General features: G+C 40.3%; 14 protein-coding genes and 1 tRNA gene. 11 read left to right on the top strand and 4 right to left on the bottom strand.

Annotated features, from left to right (window positions below; all coding sequences use genetic code 11):
* Positions 1–8: 8 nt before the first annotated feature.
* Entirely contained in the window at positions 9–1,979 is a 1,971-nt protein-coding gene (locus Q0465_RS07620) for a BACON domain-containing carbohydrate-binding protein (RefSeq protein WP_298614678.1), read from the bottom strand.
* Between the two features lie 1,024 nt (positions 1,980–3,003).
* On the opposite strand from Q0465_RS07620, the gene pstS reads away from it, so the two are divergent.
* The 10 genes from pstS (at position 3,004) to Q0465_RS07570 (ending at position 12,874) form a co-directional block, all read left to right on the top strand.
* On the top strand, positions 3,004–4,068 hold the full coding sequence (gene pstS / locus Q0465_RS07615) for a phosphate ABC transporter substrate-binding protein PstS (RefSeq protein WP_298614676.1): 1,065 nt from the start codon (positions 3,004–3,006) through the stop codon (positions 4,066–4,068).
* Between the two features lie 63 nt (positions 4,069–4,131).
* A complete protein-coding gene (gene pstC / locus Q0465_RS07610; RefSeq protein ID WP_298614674.1) occupies positions 4,132–4,983 on the top strand; it encodes a phosphate ABC transporter permease subunit PstC in 852 nt (283 codons plus the stop codon).
* A 22-nt stretch (positions 4,984–5,005) separates the two neighbouring features.
* Positions 5,006–5,869: a phosphate ABC transporter permease PstA gene (pstA, locus tag Q0465_RS07605; RefSeq protein WP_298614672.1), complete on the top strand. Its 864-nt coding sequence runs from the start codon at positions 5,006–5,008 to the stop codon at positions 5,867–5,869.
* 41 nt (positions 5,870–5,910) lie between these two features.
* The gene (gene pstB, locus Q0465_RS07600; protein WP_298614859.1) at positions 5,911–6,681 is read left to right on the top strand and encodes a phosphate ABC transporter ATP-binding protein PstB; all 771 of its coding nucleotides are present in this window, start codon (positions 5,911–5,913) and stop codon (positions 6,679–6,681) included.
* 62 nt (positions 6,682–6,743) lie between these two features.
* The gene (locus Q0465_RS07595) at positions 6,744–7,454 is read left to right on the top strand and encodes a PhoU domain-containing protein (protein WP_298614670.1); all 711 of its coding nucleotides are present in this window, start codon (positions 6,744–6,746) and stop codon (positions 7,452–7,454) included.
* A gap of 66 nt (positions 7,455–7,520) precedes the next feature.
* Entirely contained in the window at positions 7,521–8,204 is a 684-nt protein-coding gene (locus tag Q0465_RS07590; RefSeq protein WP_298614668.1) for a response regulator transcription factor, read from the top strand.
* A gap of 117 nt (positions 8,205–8,321) precedes the next feature.
* Entirely contained in the window at positions 8,322–10,121 is a 1,800-nt protein-coding gene (locus Q0465_RS07585; RefSeq protein ID WP_298614666.1) for an ATP-binding protein, read from the top strand.
* Between the two features lie 154 nt (positions 10,122–10,275).
* A complete protein-coding gene (locus Q0465_RS07580; RefSeq protein WP_298614663.1) occupies positions 10,276–11,088 on the top strand; it encodes a NigD-like protein in 813 nt (270 codons plus the stop codon).
* A gap of 139 nt (positions 11,089–11,227) precedes the next feature.
* Positions 11,228–11,301: transfer RNA gene (locus Q0465_RS07575), tRNA-Pro, on the top strand.
* Between the two features lie 439 nt (positions 11,302–11,740).
* On the top strand, positions 11,741–12,874 hold the full coding sequence (locus tag Q0465_RS07570) for an acyltransferase (RefSeq protein WP_298614660.1): 1,134 nt from the start codon (positions 11,741–11,743) through the stop codon (positions 12,872–12,874).
* A 34-nt stretch (positions 12,875–12,908) separates the two neighbouring features.
* Here the strand turns inward: Q0465_RS07570 and Q0465_RS07565 are convergent, their stop codons facing one another.
* From Q0465_RS07565 to Q0465_RS07555, 3 genes are all read right to left on the bottom strand, one after another.
* Complete coding sequence (locus Q0465_RS07565) at positions 12,909–15,677, bottom strand: ATP-binding protein (RefSeq protein WP_298614657.1); 2,769 nt, start codon at positions 15,675–15,677, stop codon at positions 12,909–12,911.
* A gap of 325 nt (positions 15,678–16,002) precedes the next feature.
* Complete coding sequence (locus Q0465_RS07560) at positions 16,003–16,194, bottom strand: hypothetical protein (RefSeq protein ID WP_298614654.1); 192 nt, start codon at positions 16,192–16,194, stop codon at positions 16,003–16,005.
* 684 nt (positions 16,195–16,878) lie between these two features.
* On the bottom strand, positions 16,879–18,042 hold the full coding sequence (locus Q0465_RS07555) for a MalY/PatB family protein (protein WP_298614652.1): 1,164 nt from the start codon (positions 18,040–18,042) through the stop codon (positions 16,879–16,881).
* Positions 18,043–18,124: 82 nt separating this feature from the next.
* Between Q0465_RS07555 and Q0465_RS07550 the strand changes: the two genes are divergently transcribed.
* Positions 18,125–19,069 carry a lytic transglycosylase domain-containing protein gene (locus Q0465_RS07550; RefSeq protein WP_298614650.1) on the top strand — a complete coding sequence of 315 codons (945 nt, stop codon included), beginning with the start codon at positions 18,125–18,127 and terminating at the stop codon, positions 19,067–19,069.
* Positions 19,070–19,189 lie beyond the last annotated feature (120 nt).

Here is a 19,189-nt window from a genome sequence, read left to right as displayed (position 1 = left end):
GCCAGTGCCTAACGTTCTTTTACACAACGTACAGAGTAACCGAAATAACGGGAGTTGTTGGTCGGCGGACAACAAACAGAAGCACTGAAATAAAAATTGGCCCCATAAGTTGTAGACCGGTAATCCGGAGCAGAGGTCCATTGCGAACCATAAGTTCCTATACTGCTAAAACTACCGACACCGCTGCCATAATAACCGGTTAAGGGGAACCAGGCTTTCTCGCCCGAGCCAGCTCCCTGTATATAAAACCAAACTCCTTTATCGTCCTTCAAAGTGGCGAGATTTTCGGCATTAGCAGTAGTCATTTTACCATTATTGTATTTTGTGAAAGTGGTCTGAAAACTCAAAAACAGGTATTGGGGCGGCAAGCAATAACCTGCAGGACAAGGATCAAAAATACTTTTATGAGTATAATCAAGCGAAATATAACCCGGATTCCGGGCATCATCGTAATAATTGGTGTAAGAAAGCGGGGTATATTGTCCCCAGAGATTATAGTATGCTTCACCCACCAGAGAGCATCCCCTTCCGGGATTCGCTATGGCCTCCCTGAGATCCATTGAATGACAAACAGAAGAACCTTCCTCCCCGGTATAGCGTGCCGGAACAGCTTCTGCTTCTGTAGCTCCTTGCTTCAGTGACCACAACTGTGTCAAAGCAGAAGAACCATTGACAGCATGAAGTGCCCCGGGGAAAGGAACATTGAATCCCCAGCAATAGCTCAGTCCTGCTGTGAGCAGAAAATCAGCAGAATTTTCGCCCGGACTGGCTTTTTCTGCCCCCAAATTACGGTCCATGACCTGTACGTCAGCAATCGCCGTCCATTGCTCTTCTGTCAGTATCCACTTTGAGGGATCCGTAGCCGTAGGAATATTATCGGCTGTAAATTTGTAAACCTGGAGATTACGTGCCTCTGTCGGATTGTCGTTTGCATCAACGACCCAAATATGCCATGTCCAGAGAGCTCCGGCAGTGGCATCACTTCCGTAAACCGTAATAACGGCATTCCCTTTACGCCCTCCGCTCACTGTAAAATAAATATAAGAGTCAGCCAATTCATCGCTTATCAAAGCATCCCCCCTCACTGTAACTCCTCCCCCCAACTGCAAGGAACCACTTACGGAATTTCCATTATTCATGGCAGCTATGCCTTCCGAACCATTCCCCATGACGTTGGCATTAAAGCGGTATGTACGATCCTCTACAGCAGCCGGAACGACATAACAGTTTGCAGTGGTTACTGCACTCAAATCGGCTACAGATCCGCTGTTTGCAAGCTCCCGTGTGGACACTGCCTTTATCAGACAATCGGAAGGATTACTACTTTCCCCTTCCATCCAAACGACAAAAGCCTGAGGAATAGCCACAGAAGGCTGAACGAAGACAATTTGCCGTTTGATATCGGGTTCTGCCGTAATGATAACTTCCACAGAACGTTCTTCTCCATCCGCATTCCTTTCTGCCGCGAAAGTCAGCATATCCTCACGCATTTCACTCCGCGCTTCTATCCGCGTAAGCCATGTCGTTCCCTCCGGAATAGTCACGGTATATTCCGTATTGGTGGTCACAGGAACCAATACCGTTTCTCCCTCAGCCGCAAGCGTATAAGTCTTCTCATCTATATTTACAATCCGTACAGCTTTCTGTGTGATGTGAATACTCTGTACCAAACCGCCGGAAGAAGCAATCAGATCTACCTCTGTTTCACGAGCTTCACCGGCTGTATTGGCCACAGCACTAAAAGTAAGCGTTTCTGTATGCTCACCGGCGTCTTTACCAACCAAGGAAAGCCACTTTGCGGCCTCTCCTGGAATTTTAACCGAATACTCCAAATTAGCCGTCACCTCAATAGTAAATTCTCCACCAATAGCCTCTATCTCGTATTCCGAAACAGAAGGCTCCAGCACAAGGGTAGGATCACTCTCACAACCCGTAAAAAACAAGGCTGCACCCAGCAATAACATCAAAATTTTTTTCATAAGGTTTGTATTTATAAGTTTGCTATCTCCACCAAAAATAGAACTTTTATAATAATAAAATTATAATTTTCTTAAAATATAAGAAATTTCTTTTTTGAATCGTAAAACGATAGCTCATAAAGACTTATCAATTTTATTCAGAAATGAAATAACCTTATCTACAAGCTGTTTCATGGATAAAGATTTTCTTTCAAGCGATACAGAATAATTCGTTTCAGAAATATAGATAAAAAGGGGCTGATCCTGAACATTCTACAACCAATCCCCGCTTAGCATTCAGCCCCCTTTGGAAAGAAAAGCTATTTTGTAAATATTTATCCACTCACTGAAAAGCAATGAAAAAGCAGGAAATATTATATAGATAATAACCAACAATATCGGCACCTCACACTCTTGCCTAATACGTTCATAGCCTTCTTCCCATTTATTTTTTGCAGCTAATCCTATAGCAAAATAAGGTCCTATTTTAGCGTGAATTTTTACACCATTTTGCAATTTATATTCCTAAGAATACAAGACAGGTAACTGTAAATAAGTAATATTATATTTTTCTTCCCACTTATAATTGTCCTCTGTTTCTTTATACTTCGCTCCTTTTACCGTGACATACAGTCCGGATTCTAAAAACATTGACTCCCTAAATTCATAATCTACTGTAATGCCGCATGAAACCCTATGCGATTTTTAAAATGATCCAAATCTGTATCTTTTTCACCTTTCAATTTACTTAACAAACTGATTCAGATGCTTTGAATGTTGTCCTTTATAAACCATTTTTAATTTTTTCTTCTTTCTTTAGATAAATTTTCTCCGGTAAAGGGAAAATTTTATTTTTCTAAAATGATTTACATGAGTACTTAACCTGTATCTGTTGTTTTTGTAAAAACCGATTTGTAATCGTAATAAGCATTGATTATCAATAAATTAATTCTGTAACAGAAACGTAATCAAAATGTAACACCCCCTTCACAACGGGAATGTAATATTGCATGAGTAAAAAGACTATCAATTAAACAGAAATAAAATGAATAGATTCTTAATTGTTCTTTTAGTATGGGGAACAACTGCCTGTGGAAATCCGACAAAAAACAAATCAGGTCTCACAAATGCTGAAAACATTACGCTTACCGGAGCCGGAGCGACTTTTCCCCTTCCCTATTATAATCTGGCTTTTAAAACCTATAAAGATTCAACAGGTATTGCTGTCACTTACGGAGGTATCGGAAGCGGCGGAGGTATACGAAGCCTTAAAGACCAAATTGTAGATTTCGCCGGTAGCGATGCTTTTCTTTCAGATAAGGAAATCAGCGAAATGCCTTCCCCAACGATCCATATTCCGACTTGTTTGGGGGCCGTTGTGTTGGCTTATAATCTACCGGAAATAAAAGAGTTGAAACTCAACGGAACAATAATTGCCGGTATATATCTGGGGAAAATAACGAAATGGAATGATCCTCAAATCAAAGCGATAAATGCCCACATTTCCTTACCGGATAAACCGATCAACGTCGTTTACCGTTCTGACGGAAGCGGAACGACTTATGTATTCAGCGATTATCTCTCTAAAGTCAGTGAAGACTGGGCCGTAGAGGTCGGAAGCGGAAAAGCACTGAAATGGCCGGCTGGCCTGGCAGCAAAAGGAAATCCGGGAGTAGCCGGTACCATCAGCCAAATAGAAGGAGCCATCGGATACATCGGTTCGGAATACGCATTTGCCCTGAAAATACCCGTAGCTTTGTTACAAAACCAAGCCGGTAATTTTATCACTCCCGGCACAGAAAGTATTTCAGCAGCAGCTTCTATCGAACTTCCTTCCTACAGCCGGACGATGATTACCAATTCCCCGGCTGCCGATGCCTATCCCATCAGTTGTTTCACCTGGATTATTTTGTACAAAGAACAAGCATATCACAATCGTTCCCGGCAACAAGCAGAAGCGAATGTAAAATTACTGGACTGGATACTGAGTGATGCAGCACAGAACCTGAGTACGAAAGCGCATTATTCACCCTTGCCCTCTACCGCTAAAGAAAATGCCAGACTATTATTACAATCGGTAACCTTCAACGGGGAACCCTTATTAAAATAACGATTTTAATATGATTTCAAATGTATTGAATATTTAAAATCACAGCTATCAAATCTTAAAAGTATGCGGGACTCTATTTTCAAACGGCTACTTTTTATTTGTGCTTTCCTGATTCTCCTGATTTGCGGCGGAATGTTCTATTCCCTGGTCAGTGGGGCGCTTCCGGCTTTTGAACACTTCGGCCTTTTCCGTTTTATATTTTCGGCAGAGTGGAATCCTCATCCCGAAGCTGAACAATACGGAGCCCTTTCGTTTATCACCGGGACTATACTCACGTCTTTCCTGGCATTAGTATTTTGCCTGCCTTTTTCTTTGCCGGTAGCCTTGTTTATCGGTGAATATTTCAAAGGGAAAAAAATTTCGTCTGTCATCAGCGCCGTTATTGATTTACTCGCCGGAATACCTTCCATAGTATATGGGCTTTGGGGCTTTTATACCCTCCGGCCTTTGATTACAGACTCCGGCCTTTCCGGTCAGGGGTTCGGTATTCTGACAGCCTCCCTTGTCCTGGCCATCATGATTATTCCCTATGCCACTTCTTTAAGCGCTGAATTTATTTCTATGGTCCCGGAAGAATTAAAAGAAGGTGCTTACAGTTTGGGGGCCACCCGCCTGGAAGTCATCCGGAATATAGTGTTTCCCTCTTCAGGTTCCGGTATTTTTGCCAGTTATATTCTTGCTTTGGGAAGAGCCCTGGGAGAAACAATGGCCGTAACCATGCTGATCGGAAACACCAATAACCTTCCGCATGCGCTTACGGATACCGGAAATACGATGGCCAGCGTTATTGCCAATCAATTCGGGGAAGCTGACGGTTTAAAATTAAGCAGTCTGATCGCTATAGGCCTGCTTTTATTTCTGATTACAGCCCTGATTAACTTGATCGGGAAATTAATTCTAAAAAAACTAAGTTAAACCCTCCTATAAAAAGAAATTTATGAGTAGTTTAGCCTATCGCCATTTGAAAGACCGCCTTTTCTTTTGGACTGTATGCATTTTTTCCGGACTTACGGCAATTCCTTTAATTCTAATCATCTGGGAAGTCGTTCAGAAAGGATATAAACAAATCAATCTGAATTTTTTTACCGAGACAGCCCCCAGCACTTTAGATGCAATGCTGGCTCGCAGCAGCGGAGAAATTATTCCCGGGGGGATTGCCAATGGAATCACAGGCACTTTAATCCTGGTAATTATTGCCTCTATATTAGCTATTCCAAGCGGCATCTTGGGAGGCATTTATTTATCGGAAAAACCGAAAACCTGGTTTTCAACCCTGATCCGTTTTCTGACAGACCTGGTTCAAGGCAGTCCTTCCATTATCATCGGTATCATTGCATATGCCTGGATTGTGAAACCTTCAGGCAGCTATTCCGCTCTGGCCGGCAGTATTGCCCTGGCAATCATGATGCTCCCGCTGATTATCCGCTCTACGGAAGAAACCTTGAAAATGCTGCCCGCCAGTCTGAAAGAAGCAGGATTAGCTCTCGGAGCATCTTATACCGGTGTTATCCTGAAAGTCCTGCTCCCTTCCGCCTTTGGCGGACTATTTACGGGCATCTTACTGTCCATCTCGCGGGTCATGGGAGAAACCGCCCCCCTTATGCTTACAGCCTTGGGAAGTTCCGCTGTCAACTGGGACATACTCAAACCGACCAGTGCCGTACCTCTATTGATCTGGGAATTCTATAACGACCCAAACTTACTAGATATGATCTGGAGTTCCTCTCTGTTTCTTTTACTATTAATTCTCCTGTTAAACCTTATAGCCAAACAAGTCGCCCGGAAATGGAAAATACAATAATTTTAAAACGCTCTCAGGCAGAAACCCAAAAACAGACGGTTATGCCTGCTCTTGAAGATTTTATTTTAAGACTGAAAAACGTATCTGTTTCCTACACGCCGGGAAAAAATGCTGTAAATGAGGTGAATGCCGGCATCCGGAAAAAATGTATTACAGCCATTATGGGACCGTCGGGCTGCGGAAAAAGTACACTTCTGCGGACCATTAACCGTATGCATGAGCTCTATCCCGATATACGGATATCCGGCGAAATTCTGATGAATAACCGGAATATATTGAAAATGAATCCCATGGAAGTAAGGCGGATGGCCGGCATGGTTTTTCAACGTCCCAATCCTTTCCCGACCATGAGTATATACGAAAATGTCCTGGCCGGTTACAAACTGAACGGGATCTCGCTCCCTAAAAGGGAAAAGGATGAGCTGGTGGAAACATGCCTGACAAATGTCGGTTTGTGGAACGAAGTGAAAGACTCTCTTTTAAAAAAAGGGACTTTCCTTTCAGGAGGTCAGCAACAACGGCTTTGTATCGCAAGGGCTCTGGCCTTAAAACCGGAAGTCCTGCTGATGGACGAACCGACCTCCGCCCTCGACCCCATTGCTACAAACCGGATAGAAGAATTATTATTACAATTAAAAAATGAATTCACCATTATAATCGTCACTCACAATATGTCTCAGGCTGCCCGTATTTCAGACTACTCGATGTTTATGTACCTCGGGGAACTCATTGAATATGACAATACCCAGAATATGTTTACTAATCCGAAAGATAAACGGACAGAAGAATACCTGAACGGTCAATTCGGATAATCCCAAGGCCATGCCCTAATTAATTTAGAAAATTTACAAGAACCCGGAATACCAGATCAATTATGAACAGACTGAGAGAAAAATTCTTTCTGAGAATAAATCAGGATTTTGAAGTGATGTCAAAAATAGTCATACAGCAAATCCATCTGACCCAACGATTGATGGAAACGAATACGCTTCCGGAAATCTATACGGAAATCAACAATAACGAACGCATTATCGACAGCCTGGAGGTAAAGATGCGGAACGAAGTCATTCATACCATTGTACTTTACAATCCCCGGGCAGGCGACTTACGCAAGATTATGGCTTATTACGATATGACGGCATACCTGGAACGGATAGGAGATCTTCTCATCAACATTTCTCTCTTTATGAATCAGGTTAATACCCGGGGAACAATCTTCCCCTCCTATAAAAATCATATATCAAAATTATGGGCCACTGCAGAAAACATGGTGCAAAATGCTATATTTGCCTTTACCTGTGAAGACAACAATCTGGCCAAAGAAACAATTGGACTGGACGATACCGTCGACACCTTACATCATGAATTAACAAAAAAATTAAGGACGCAACATGCAGATAAGACATTAAAAGAACAGCAATTGACTGACATTTTAAGCCTGAACAGTATATCTTACAATATTGAGCGGATCGGAGATAATGCCACTAATATTGCAGAAGCGGCAATCTATCTGATGGAAGGGATAAATATCAAACATCAGGGAAAAGAAAAAACAGACACCCTGCTGGCAGGCAGTGAGGGATAAAGGTGTAACAAAAGATTACGGAGCTACCTCCCGCATAAAAACAACTATTTAAATCACAAACAATATATGGAAAGGAAAAAAATTTTAGTAGTCGACGACGAAGAGGATTTATGCGAGATTCTTCAATTTAACCTGGAGAGCGAAGGTTTTGCTGTAGATATCGCTAATTCTGCAGAACAAGCATTAAAAATCATCTCGGAAGAATATAAATTGATATTACTGGATGTCATGATGGAAGGTATGTCCGGTTTTAAAATGGCTGAAAAAGTCAGAAAAGATATGCATCTGGACGTACCCATCATTTTTCTGACTGCCAAAGACACGGAAAACGACATGCTGACCGGTTTTAGTCTGGGAGCAGATGATTATATTCCCAAACCCTTCTCTATCAAAGAAGTCAGTGCACGCGTAAAGGCCGTACTGAAAAGAACCGGCAATCACGACTTGCCGGAAACAAAACAAACGATAGAAACAGGAGATCTGACCATCAACCTGGTTTCCAAAAATGTCACTTTAAAGGGACAACCGATTTTACTAACGAAAAAGGAATTTGAAATTCTGAGTACCATGGCAAAATCTCCGAACCGGATTTTTTCCAGGGAAGACTTCCTGACGAAAGTCTGGACCGATGATGGATATGTATTGGAAAGAACGGTAGATGTGCACATCACCCGCTTACGAAAAAAACTGGGAGATTTCGGCAAACATATTGTCAACCGTTCCGGATACGGCTATTGTTTTGAAACCTGAGTACAAACGGGTATTCAGTACAAAACGCCCGGGCAATCCCGTCTTCGGATTATAAACAAAACGACTTGCCCCCGGACAATAAAACGGAACTCAAACAACTTTTAATATATACCCCCGATGCATTTATCTTATAAAAAGAAAATATTTTTCTATTTTTTCCTGGTATTTCTGGTATTCACAACTATTATCGTCTTAGTCCAACGCAATCGGGAAAAAGTATATAAAACGGAAAACCTGCGTACCAATCTGGACACTTATACCCAGGTCATCCACCATTATATCTGCCAAAAGCAGATGCGACCGGATACAGGTCTGGACACACTCAGCAAAATTCTTCCCCTTTTGCCGGACAGCCTGCGGCTCACCATTATTGATGAAAAAGGAAAAGTTCTGTTTGACAACACAATACCGGAAGAGCGGGAAATTGAAAATCACCTGCATCGCCCTGAAATCGCCTCTGCCCTGATACATGACAACGGCAGTGCTATCCGCTTTTCAACCACACAGGGAAAAGAATATTATTATTATGCTTATCACCATTCCCCTTACTACATAAGAGTTGCCCTCCCCTATAATGTCGAACTGAAAGATTATCTGGAAGGTGACAATATTTTTATGTATTTTATTGTTCTTCTTTTCTTTATTGCCCTTATTTCTCTACTCTATCTGGCGGATCGGTTCGGGAAAGCCATTAGCGGTCTGAATGATTTTATAACTTCTGCGGAAAACAATCAACCCGCATACGAGAAAATCCATTTCCCGGATACAGAACTGGGAGTCATCGGAAATAAAATTATCAGTAATTTTAAATTACTGGAAGAAAGTAAAAACCAACTCCGTCAGGAAAAAGAAAAACTGCTCCGCCATTTCCATTACTCCGAAGAAGGGATCTGTATTTTTTCTGCCGACGGACAAAAAATATATGCCAATACGCATTTTATCCAATACCTTAATATCATTCTGGACGAACCGACTTTTGAAGTAAATACAATTCTGGAAAAACTGGATTTTAAAGACTTGCGCATTTTCCTGAAAAAAAATACACCGGTAAATCCGCAATCGACCACCCAGCCCATTTATCAGGGAAAAATCTCCAAAAGCGGGAAACACTTCGCCGTAAAATTGATCGTCTTCAAGGACAATAGTTTCGAAGTAACCTTAAATAATATCTCCAATTCTGAAAAAAACAGATTGCTGAAACAAGAAATGACCAATAATATTGCCCACGAATTAAAAACACCTGTAAGCAGCATCCGGGGCTATATCGAAACCTTACTGGATCAACCCGGTATTGCACCGGAAAAACAAAAGTTTTTTCTAGAACGTACCTATACCCAGGTACTCCGTCTGTCGGACCTGATCCGGGATGTAGCCCTGATTACCAAAACGGAGGAAGCTGCCGATCTTTTTGACAAGGAATGCGTCAATATCCACGATACAATTGAAGAAGTTACAACCGACCTGCAAAATCAAATTCAGTCCAATCACATCCAAGTATTCAATAATGTAGACGAAAGCGTGGAAATCGAAGGAAATCATACTTTACTCTATTCCATTTTCCGGAATTTAATGGACAATGCCATCAGTTATGCCGGAGAAAAAATCACCATCGGTATCGACAATTATACAGAAGATGTGGAATACTATTATTTTTCTTTGTACGACACCGGATGCGGAGTGGCCGAAACTCACCTGGAGCGGATTTTCGATCGCTTTTACCGGATCAATGAGGGCAGAAGCCGCAAAAACGGCGGGTCCGGTCTGGGCTTATCCATTGTCAAAAATGCCGTACTCTTCCACAAAGGACAGATTTCCGCCAAAAACAGAAAAGACGGCGGACTGGAATTTATCTTTTCATTACGAAAAAAAACTCTATTGAATCAAACCATTTCAACAGGATTCTCTAAACTCCTTTAAAAGCCTGAGTTCTCACAATCCGGAACCCGGGATTTACGACTTATCCGGTGAAAAAGTTAAAAAATGTAATACTACGCAACTATTTCCGTTTTCATACATCTTTTAAATGTCTTTGCAGACAGTAATTAAGTAATAGAACAACTAAGTAATAATTATGGGAATTTTCAATCATTTATTTACGTACAATTCATCCCTCGCTGATGTGTTGAAAAGGGAGCGCTTATTGCATAAGAAAAGCCGTTACGTTTTTCTACTTTTCCTTACCCTATCCGGATTCCTCTTTACTTCTTGTAATGATAAATACGAGGATTTACGGTATGAATACAGTGACTACGGCATTATTCACAAAAATGGGGAAATCAATACTATTGCAACGGACCGGGGAGCTGTAGTATGTCCTTCTGTCTGGAACATTCCTTCCGAATTCAAAAACAATGACCGCGTCCTGATTTACTTTAACCTTTTAGGGGAAGCGGACAGTACCGATCAGTTTGATTACTATGTAAGGATAAATGAGATTTACAAAATCCTGACCAAAGACATTATCGAATACAACACGGAAATTTCCGACAGTCTGGGAAACGATCCCGTACAGTTATACAACCTCTGGATCAGTCCGGAGTTTATCAATTTCGATTTCTACTACGGTGCAGGCGCTCCCAATTTAAAGCATGCCATCAATCTGGCCCGTCATCCGGAAAAAACAGCAGACAACCGCATCCTGTTAGAATTCCGCCACAATGCCTTCAATGATCCCTATAACTACAAATACCATGGAATCGTCTCTTTCCGGGCGGAAGAGCTTTTGACGACCAATGCGGATTCCGTATTATTGCGCATTAAATACAACAGTCTGGATAACGAAGAAACAGTAGATCTCACTTGGTTTCCCCAGGAAAACAAACTGGTAAAACCCGAGATAAATCCGACTGAAATTCCCTTATTTCAGACAGAAGCCATACATTAACGCTTAAACCTCACTCTACTTATTTATATAAACTCAACATCAAATTATAGAGGAAATTTCTTCCTCTATAATTTTGTTAAAAATTTAATTTCTATCCTTGGATTTCCAATTACTATTATTACCTTTGTCCCCACGATAACGGGGCGTAGCGCAGCCCGGTAGCGCATCTGCTTTGGGAGCAGAGGGTCGCAGGTTCGAATCCTGTCACCCCGACAATTGAAAAAACAGGCAGTTACATGAAAATGTAGCTGCTTTTTTATGCCGTTAGCGGACCGTTTTTACCTTAAAATGTTAAATAATTCACATTTATTTACCCTATAAATTCATCGCTCCACCATAATTATTTTAGTGTCTGAATGAAAAGTTTCGATACACTCTTCAGTATATATGTGAGAATTTGAATATACCGTTAAATATCGATTCTACAAGTTCTCTTTTTTATATTTAAAATCAGAAGTTTTTAAATAATTCGGAAAACCCCTCTATGATTTTATCTGGACTTATGCCCGGTAAATAACCAAGGGAATCACCTGTTTAAACTGTCACTTACAAAATAAGGTTAACAGGAAGTTATTGTAATTATCTAAGAAAAATTACTTATTTTCGTCACTTTCTTTTAAAAGGTGAGAATATTAAAAATAGAATTTATCTTATGCGGAAAACAAAAACCTCTACGGCTGCTTTTCCCAACACTAAACCTCATTATGAAATACTTGATGGGTTGCGTGGAGTAGCAGCTATCACTGTTGTATGGTTCCATATATTTGAAGCTTTTGCCACCAGTCATATAGATCAGAGAATCAATCACGGTTATTTAGCAGTCGACTTCTTCTTTATATTATCCGGATTTGTCATCGGTTATGCTTATGACGACCGTTGGGGGAAAATGAAAATAAAAGAATTCCTCAAACGCAGGGTGATACGCCTGCATCCGATGGTAGTAATGGGAGCTTTGATAGGAGCCGTTGTGTTTTATTTTCAAGGCTGCCCCGTATGGGACGTATCGAAAGTAACGGTACTGGCTTTGCTTACCGCCACATTTATCAACGCATTATTGATTCCAGCTACTCCCGGAACCGAAATCCGCGGTTTGGGAGAAATGTATCCTTTAAATGGCCCAAGCTGGTCTTTATTCTTTGAGTATATCGGTAATATTCTTTATGCTTTATTTATCCGTAAATTTTCTACCAAAGCTCTTTCGGGTTTAGTTTTCTTTGCCGGATGCGGATTAGCGGTATTTGCCATTGGAGGTCCTTACGGAGATATATGTGCCGGATTTTCCCTGACGGGGATAGAATTTACCGCGGGATTCTTACGGCTGTTATTTTCTTTTTCTGCGGGACTGCTCCTTTTCCGTATTTTCAAGCCTGCTAACATAAAGGGAGCTTTTTGGATCTGCAGTCTGTCCATTGTTGCCCTCCTGTCCGTACCCCGTATAGGCGGAGCGGAATATTTGTGGATGAACGGGCTGTATGATACGGTATGCTTTGCTCTGCTTTTTCCTATTCTTGTCTATCTGGGAGCCTCAGGAAAAACGACTGACAAGTATACCACCCGGCTATGCAAATTCCTAGGAGAGATTTCATATCCTCTGTATATGGTACATTATCCTTTTATTTATTTGTATTATGCCTGGGTAAAGAATAACCAGCTTACTTTCCGGGGATCATTACCCGGAGCAGCAGGAGTGGTGATCGGAAGCATTCTTCTGGCTTATATCTGTTTGAAACTGTATGATATACCGGTACGGAAATATTTGACAAGCCGATTTTTAAAACAAAAATAACGCAAGGAGAAGGGGGATGTACCCGGATCCCCTATCACACTAAAGGCAACGTAAACCAGAAGCGGGAACCTTTTCCCGGTTCGGACTGTACACCGATCCGCCCATGGATTTGTTCTATAATGCTTTTACAGATAGAAAGCCCCAAACCTGTACCATGGACAAAATTATTGAGTTTAACAAAACGCTGGAAAATTTCCGCTTGCTTTTCAGGCTGAATGCCGATACCGGTATCGGTAACGGAGAATTCTATCTCCTGCCCGCAAATCCGGTAGCCCAGAGCAATTGTCCCATGAGTAGTAAATTTCTGGGCGTTATTTATAAAATTCGTAAGTACTTGCTGAATGCGTTTTTTATCGCTCCGGATACAGTATTCCGGCAGATGCTCGCTAAACAGAAGTTCTACTCCCGGAGGCGTTTTATATTTCAATATCTGGATAATATCTTCACACAATTGATTTACGTCCACCTCTTCCATATTTATTTCAAAAGTTCCGGCTTCAATTTTCGATAAATCGAGAATATCTGAAATAAGTTGTAACAATAACTCATTATTTTTTTCCACAATCTCCAGATATTGCTGTTGCTCGTTTTTATTATCGGTTTCAGCCATTAAAGTAGAAAAACCGACAATCGCATTCAAAGGGGTACGGATCTCATGACTCATATTTGCCAGGAAAGCAGATTTTAAACGGTCGGACTCCTCCGCCTTTTCTTTGGCAGCAATCAATTTGGCTTCTATTTCTTTCAGCTCTGTAATATCATAATTGATCGAGAGCATTTCAATCACGCCTTCCTGCGGACGATAATCCCGGACCAAAACATTGGTGCGAGTCCAGGTTTGCTGGCCATTTTTACGGAAAATACGGAGATCTCTCCGGAGGCTGGAAGCCTCTCCCCGGATCACTTTTTCTAAAAAATCAATCATTACTTCCCGGTCTTCCGGATGAAACGGAGTGTATACCCCAATGACCTGGGGCAAAGGAGTCCCCTCAGCTTCTCCCACATTCCGGTACCAACTGTCCAATGCATAGCCATCACGGCTCAAAGCATTATAATGAGCATAGCCGACTTTGGCATAATCCCCGACAAGGGTAAAGAAGTCTTTGAACTCCCGGATTTGGTTGTAAGCAACAGTAGCCTCCGTCCGGTCAATATGAATGAGCAAATAGTTTGTAAAATTATTTTGAGAATCATAAAGTGCGGTAATCTTCGTAAGTAAATTGATTTTACCGGTTTTATCGGAAGGATAATAACCTTTCAAGTTCGAAAAATCATAATCCAGCGTAAAACTGGCATCTTCCCTTTTACGCATTTTTTCTTTCATCTCTTCCGGCATAATGGGGTTATCAAAGATATTGATGCCCAAAACATCCTCTTTTTTCTTTATACCGAAAATTTCAAATTCTTTATCATTGATATCAATCAGATTACCTTTCTCATTGTACAATTCAATTCCGGCCGGTAAATTCCGGTAAATATTACGGAGAATCCGTTCGCTCCTGTCCAAAGCTTCATGAGCTTTAAACGTATCCGTCATATCTGAAAACAAGGTTACGATTTCACCCTCATAAGGAGAATACATAACGCAATGACAATATTTATCCTGTTTCTCCAGGTAGAAATTTCTTTCCAGCGGTTGTTTACTTTTAACGACATTTTTAAAAATCTGTAACTCGAACTGAATTTCCGATTTTAACGAACTGCCCCGTTTACCGACAATATCTGCACCGATATTATATATCTCCAGACAAGCCTCATTGACGTCTTTTAAGACATAATCAACGATTTCCTGTTGCTCATTGTATACCAATCCCAGTCGTGTATAACCAATAGGCATATGTTTATATAAATCGGCCAGATACTGTTTTTCTGCCAAAGCCTGTTCCTCCGCTTTCCGGAATTGCATACATATACTGATAATATTTACTAAAGAAGAAAACCATTGATAGTCTTCGTTTTTCCAGATATGATTTTTATCAGCAATATCAATTCCGGCGTACCCCCATACTCCGTCCCGGGAGAACATAGGTACAGCCAGAGTCGAATGAACGCCCTGTTCCTGTAAATATTTTTTGATGTTTTCTGCTTCAGGTGGTAATTCATTTAAATTGGCTAAAATAATCGGCATTGCCTGATCTATAAGCTGCCTGGTCCACCAACTGTCATTTCTGACCGGTATATCTATGATATGGGATATTTCAAAAGAGAAAATATCGTTACTTACCTGATAACGGCAGATGCTTGTCTGATTTTCTGCATTGTATTCTACAATATAAGTACGGCCTTTAGGAAATTGCTGTAAAATATCTCCTAAAATTTTCTGAATGACACTCCCGATATCTTCTGTCTGAAAAATAGAAAACAAAGAATGTGAGATACTATTTTGCTGACTGAACAAATTGTTTACCCGTTGCATAGTCGATTCAACGGGACTCTCATTTTCAGGAGAATCCAGACATTCCATAAAACCATATGTCTTTAGATTGCCTTCCGCATCTGTTTCTTTAGAGCAAAGTTTCACCCGAACCCATTGTATTCCTTCAGTAGTGTTAATCGGATAAACCTGATCATATACGTTTTGTGTCTTTCCAAAGGAAAATTCATTTACCGTACGCAAACGGTAATCCTGGCAAATCAATTCCCGGAAATCTTCAAAACGAATCACCCCATCCGGCCCTAAATTTAATAAACGACTGATAAATGGAGAACAATGATATTGTTGTTTAACAAAGTCTGCCTCCCACCAACCTATTCGCGCTTTACCCATCAGACGTTCGATTTGTCTGTCATCAAAATAATCCATAATATTTTAACTTCTATACCACAGAGACAAATGTAGGCAATTATTACAGATTTCAAGTTCGGAAAGTATTATTTATTCCGTTTTCAGGTTGCCAAAAACACAAAAAACAATAAAAAATTTCAAAAGCAGATGATCCCTTTAAAGTGGAGTATGAAAAATCATAAGATTTCCCAAAGGAAAACATCAATAGTTTAAAAAGTATATTGGTTTAAAAATATAGAAACCTACATCCAAGCTTTCCGGTCCGATAAAAGGTCAACTATTAAAATATCATACATTTCCTATTTAATTCATTTAGGATTTCCAAATTGAATTTTTTCCTTATTTACCACCATTGGACGTCTTTTATAACTTTCAAATTCATCAGTTCGTGCAGTACATTTCTCTCCGACAAATTTCTGGCTTTATTCCCATGAGCTAACTGATAAACACGGTAAGGAGCTAATTTATATTTCCGTCCTAATTGCTGATAAATAACTCTGTGTTCTGAAAAAAGATAATTATAATAGCTTTTCATACAAACAGGATTAATAAATAATAACCATACAATACGTTCGTTTACTTTTGATTCTTCATCCATCCTGTTCTTAGGCGAAAAAATCAAATTAAAATAAGATTTTTATTGATTATCAACAGATTAAAAAACTTATAATTATTTAATAATTACAAATAAAAAATTAACTTTGCCAAAAAGAAACGAACCTTTTGGGAATAACATATTTTATTGTCAATCAATTTTTTAATTTATCATTTAGTTCTCCAATATTTATTTTTATTCCGACAATGCTTTCAATTTTATTAGTCATATTTCAGTAATAACTATAAATAAGGAAAACAGTGATGTTTCGGTTATAGGGTTAAATGATCAATTGTTTAAAAGTAAAAATGTTTAAGTGATTTAATAAATTTGTTTTAATAAAAACGATATTCTTTTTCTGGGTGCACTCTACCTGTACGGAGATTATGTCACGAATACATTTTCCAAAAAAAAAACAAAATACACAGGCGGTTAGCACCTGTGTATGAATAATTATCTATAGTATAATTCTCTATGTTTTATTCTGGCTTCCGGTAAATTTTAGATTTTCTATTTACGCTATCCCGCATCCCATTTTACTCAAACTTCCAATTACAATCCCTTTCATTTTTTCCACCCCTCCTTTGAACAATTGAACAATATGAACACTTAAACATTCACCCGTCAAAAAGCCTTCTTTATCCGTTCCAATCCTTCTTCCAAAACACTACGGGGACATCCGATATTCATTCGCCGGAAACCATAACCTTCTTTTCCAAAAGGAATACCGTCATTAAGTGCAACTTTCGCTTTGTAAACCAAAAGATCCCCTACTTCTTCATGCGTCAAACCGGTCCCCCGAAAATCCAGCCAAAGCAAAAAAGAACCTTCCGGTTTGATCATTTTTACATAAGGTAATTCCTTCCGGATATAGTCAGCTGCAAAATTCACATTTTCCTGTAAATAGACTACCAATTCGTTCAGCCATTCTTCTCCATACAAATAAGCAGCTTTTAAGGTTACATGTCCGAAAATATTTCCGACATCCAAATGTAAAGCGTACATCACTTTATTATAACGATCTAATAAATCTTTAGAAGAAGCGATTACCAGAGAATTCATCATGCCGGCAATATTAAACGTTTTACTTGGAGCCATTGCCGTCAGCGTACGGGCTGCAATTTCTTCTGATACGGAAGCCATAACAGTGTGCTGGTAACCGGGCAAGGCCAGATCGGCATGAATCTCATCCGAAAGAATAATCACATTGTATTTACAGCACAATTGCCCCATACGTTCCAACTCCTCTCTTGTCCACACCCGGCCTACCGGATTATGAGAATTACTCAACATAAACAGTTTAACCCCCTGCCGCAACTTGTCCTCAAAATCTTCCCAATTCACTTCATAACGGTTATTCCGGATAACCAAACTACTACAAACCAATTCTCTTTCACTGTCGTTTACTACCCCTAAAAAAGGCGGATAAACAGGAGTCAGTATTAATACCTTATCCCCCTTTCCTGTAAAAGCGCGGACAGAAACACATAAAGCCGTGACGACACCCGGACTGATACTCATCCATTCGGGCCGTACATGCCAGTTATACCTTCTTCCGACCCATCCGATAAAAGCCTGCTTGGCCTCATCTGTCCGGAAGGTATAACCAAAAACAGCCCGTTTACAACATTCTTCTGCCGCTTTTACAATTTGGGGAGCTGCCTTAAAATCCATATCTGCCACCCACATTGGTAATAGGTCAGTAGTACCAAAATTACGGTAAAGATCGTCGTACTTCACACAGTCTGTACCGCTTCTGTCGATAATTTCATCAAAATTATATTTCATTTACCCACGTTTTATTTTTTAATCGTCCACTTTCGCTTTTTATGCACTATCTTTACGGCAAAGATAAATAACTTAACTCGGAATGAAAAAGAAGTTTCCATTAATATACGCCGGCATCACCATTTCCCTGATGATAGTCCTCGGTATTTTATATTACTCCTCTGCCCGGGCCAGTTCAGAGCAAGCCAACATTATGCCTTTAGAGTATCAACAGGATAAACCACAACCCCTCACTGTGGATGTTTTACTGCCGGAAGAGATCAGTTTTGCCGGCGAAAAAGTGCCTTTACACCGCTTGGACGTTCAGGAAGCCCTCCGCAAAGAGTTAATCGTCAATACATATTTACACTCCCATACTATTCAGGTACTCCGCAATGCTCCCCGTATTTTTGCCCGTATCGAACCGATTTTGAAAGAACAAGGAATTCCGGAAGATTTCAAATATCTGGCAGTCATTGAAAGCAATCTGAACCCGCTTGCTGTTTCTCCGGCAGGTGCCGCAGGGATCTGGCAATTTATGCCGGGGACCGCCCGGGAAGCCGGTCTGGAAGTAAACTACGAAATCGACGAAAGGTACAACTTGGAAAAATCGACCTTAGCTGCCGCTGCTTATATTCAAAAAGCTTACGATAATTTCGGCACCTGGACCCTAGCCGCAGCTTCCTACAATGCCGGGCCGAATATGATCCGGAAACAAATCGGTATTCAGAAAGAAAATAATTATTACGATTTATTATTAGGGGAAGAGACAGAAAGATACGTATTCCGTATTCTGGCCCTGAAACAAATTCTGAATAATCCATTACTCTATAATTTCGACATACAGTCGGCAAATCCTGTGGAAAAAACAAAAAAAGTCAAAGTAAAAGGTACTGTCGAAAGTTGGGCCGATTTCGCTCATAAACACAAAATTTCATATAAAACTCTCAAGCGTTTTAATCCCTGGTTAAGAAAATCCGGCCTGAAAAATCACGAACATAAAGTTTATGAAATTTTAATTCCGGTAAACCCGGAAAATTACAGATAAATACACACTTCCGGGATAGAAAGTATCTTCCCTTTTTAAAATATAATCTGCTGTTAAATTAAGGAAGATTAACGCTGATAAATTCCGGTCCCTTCTCGTTAAAAGCCAAAACAGGCATAC

The sequence above is a fragment of the uncultured Odoribacter sp. genome, from assembly GCF_937966165.1.
In the GTDB taxonomy this organism is placed as follows: Bacteria; Bacteroidota; Bacteroidia; order Bacteroidales; family Marinifilaceae; genus Culturomica.
Note: the sequence above shows the minus strand (reverse complement) of the source record. Positions and strands in the feature narration are given on the sequence as shown.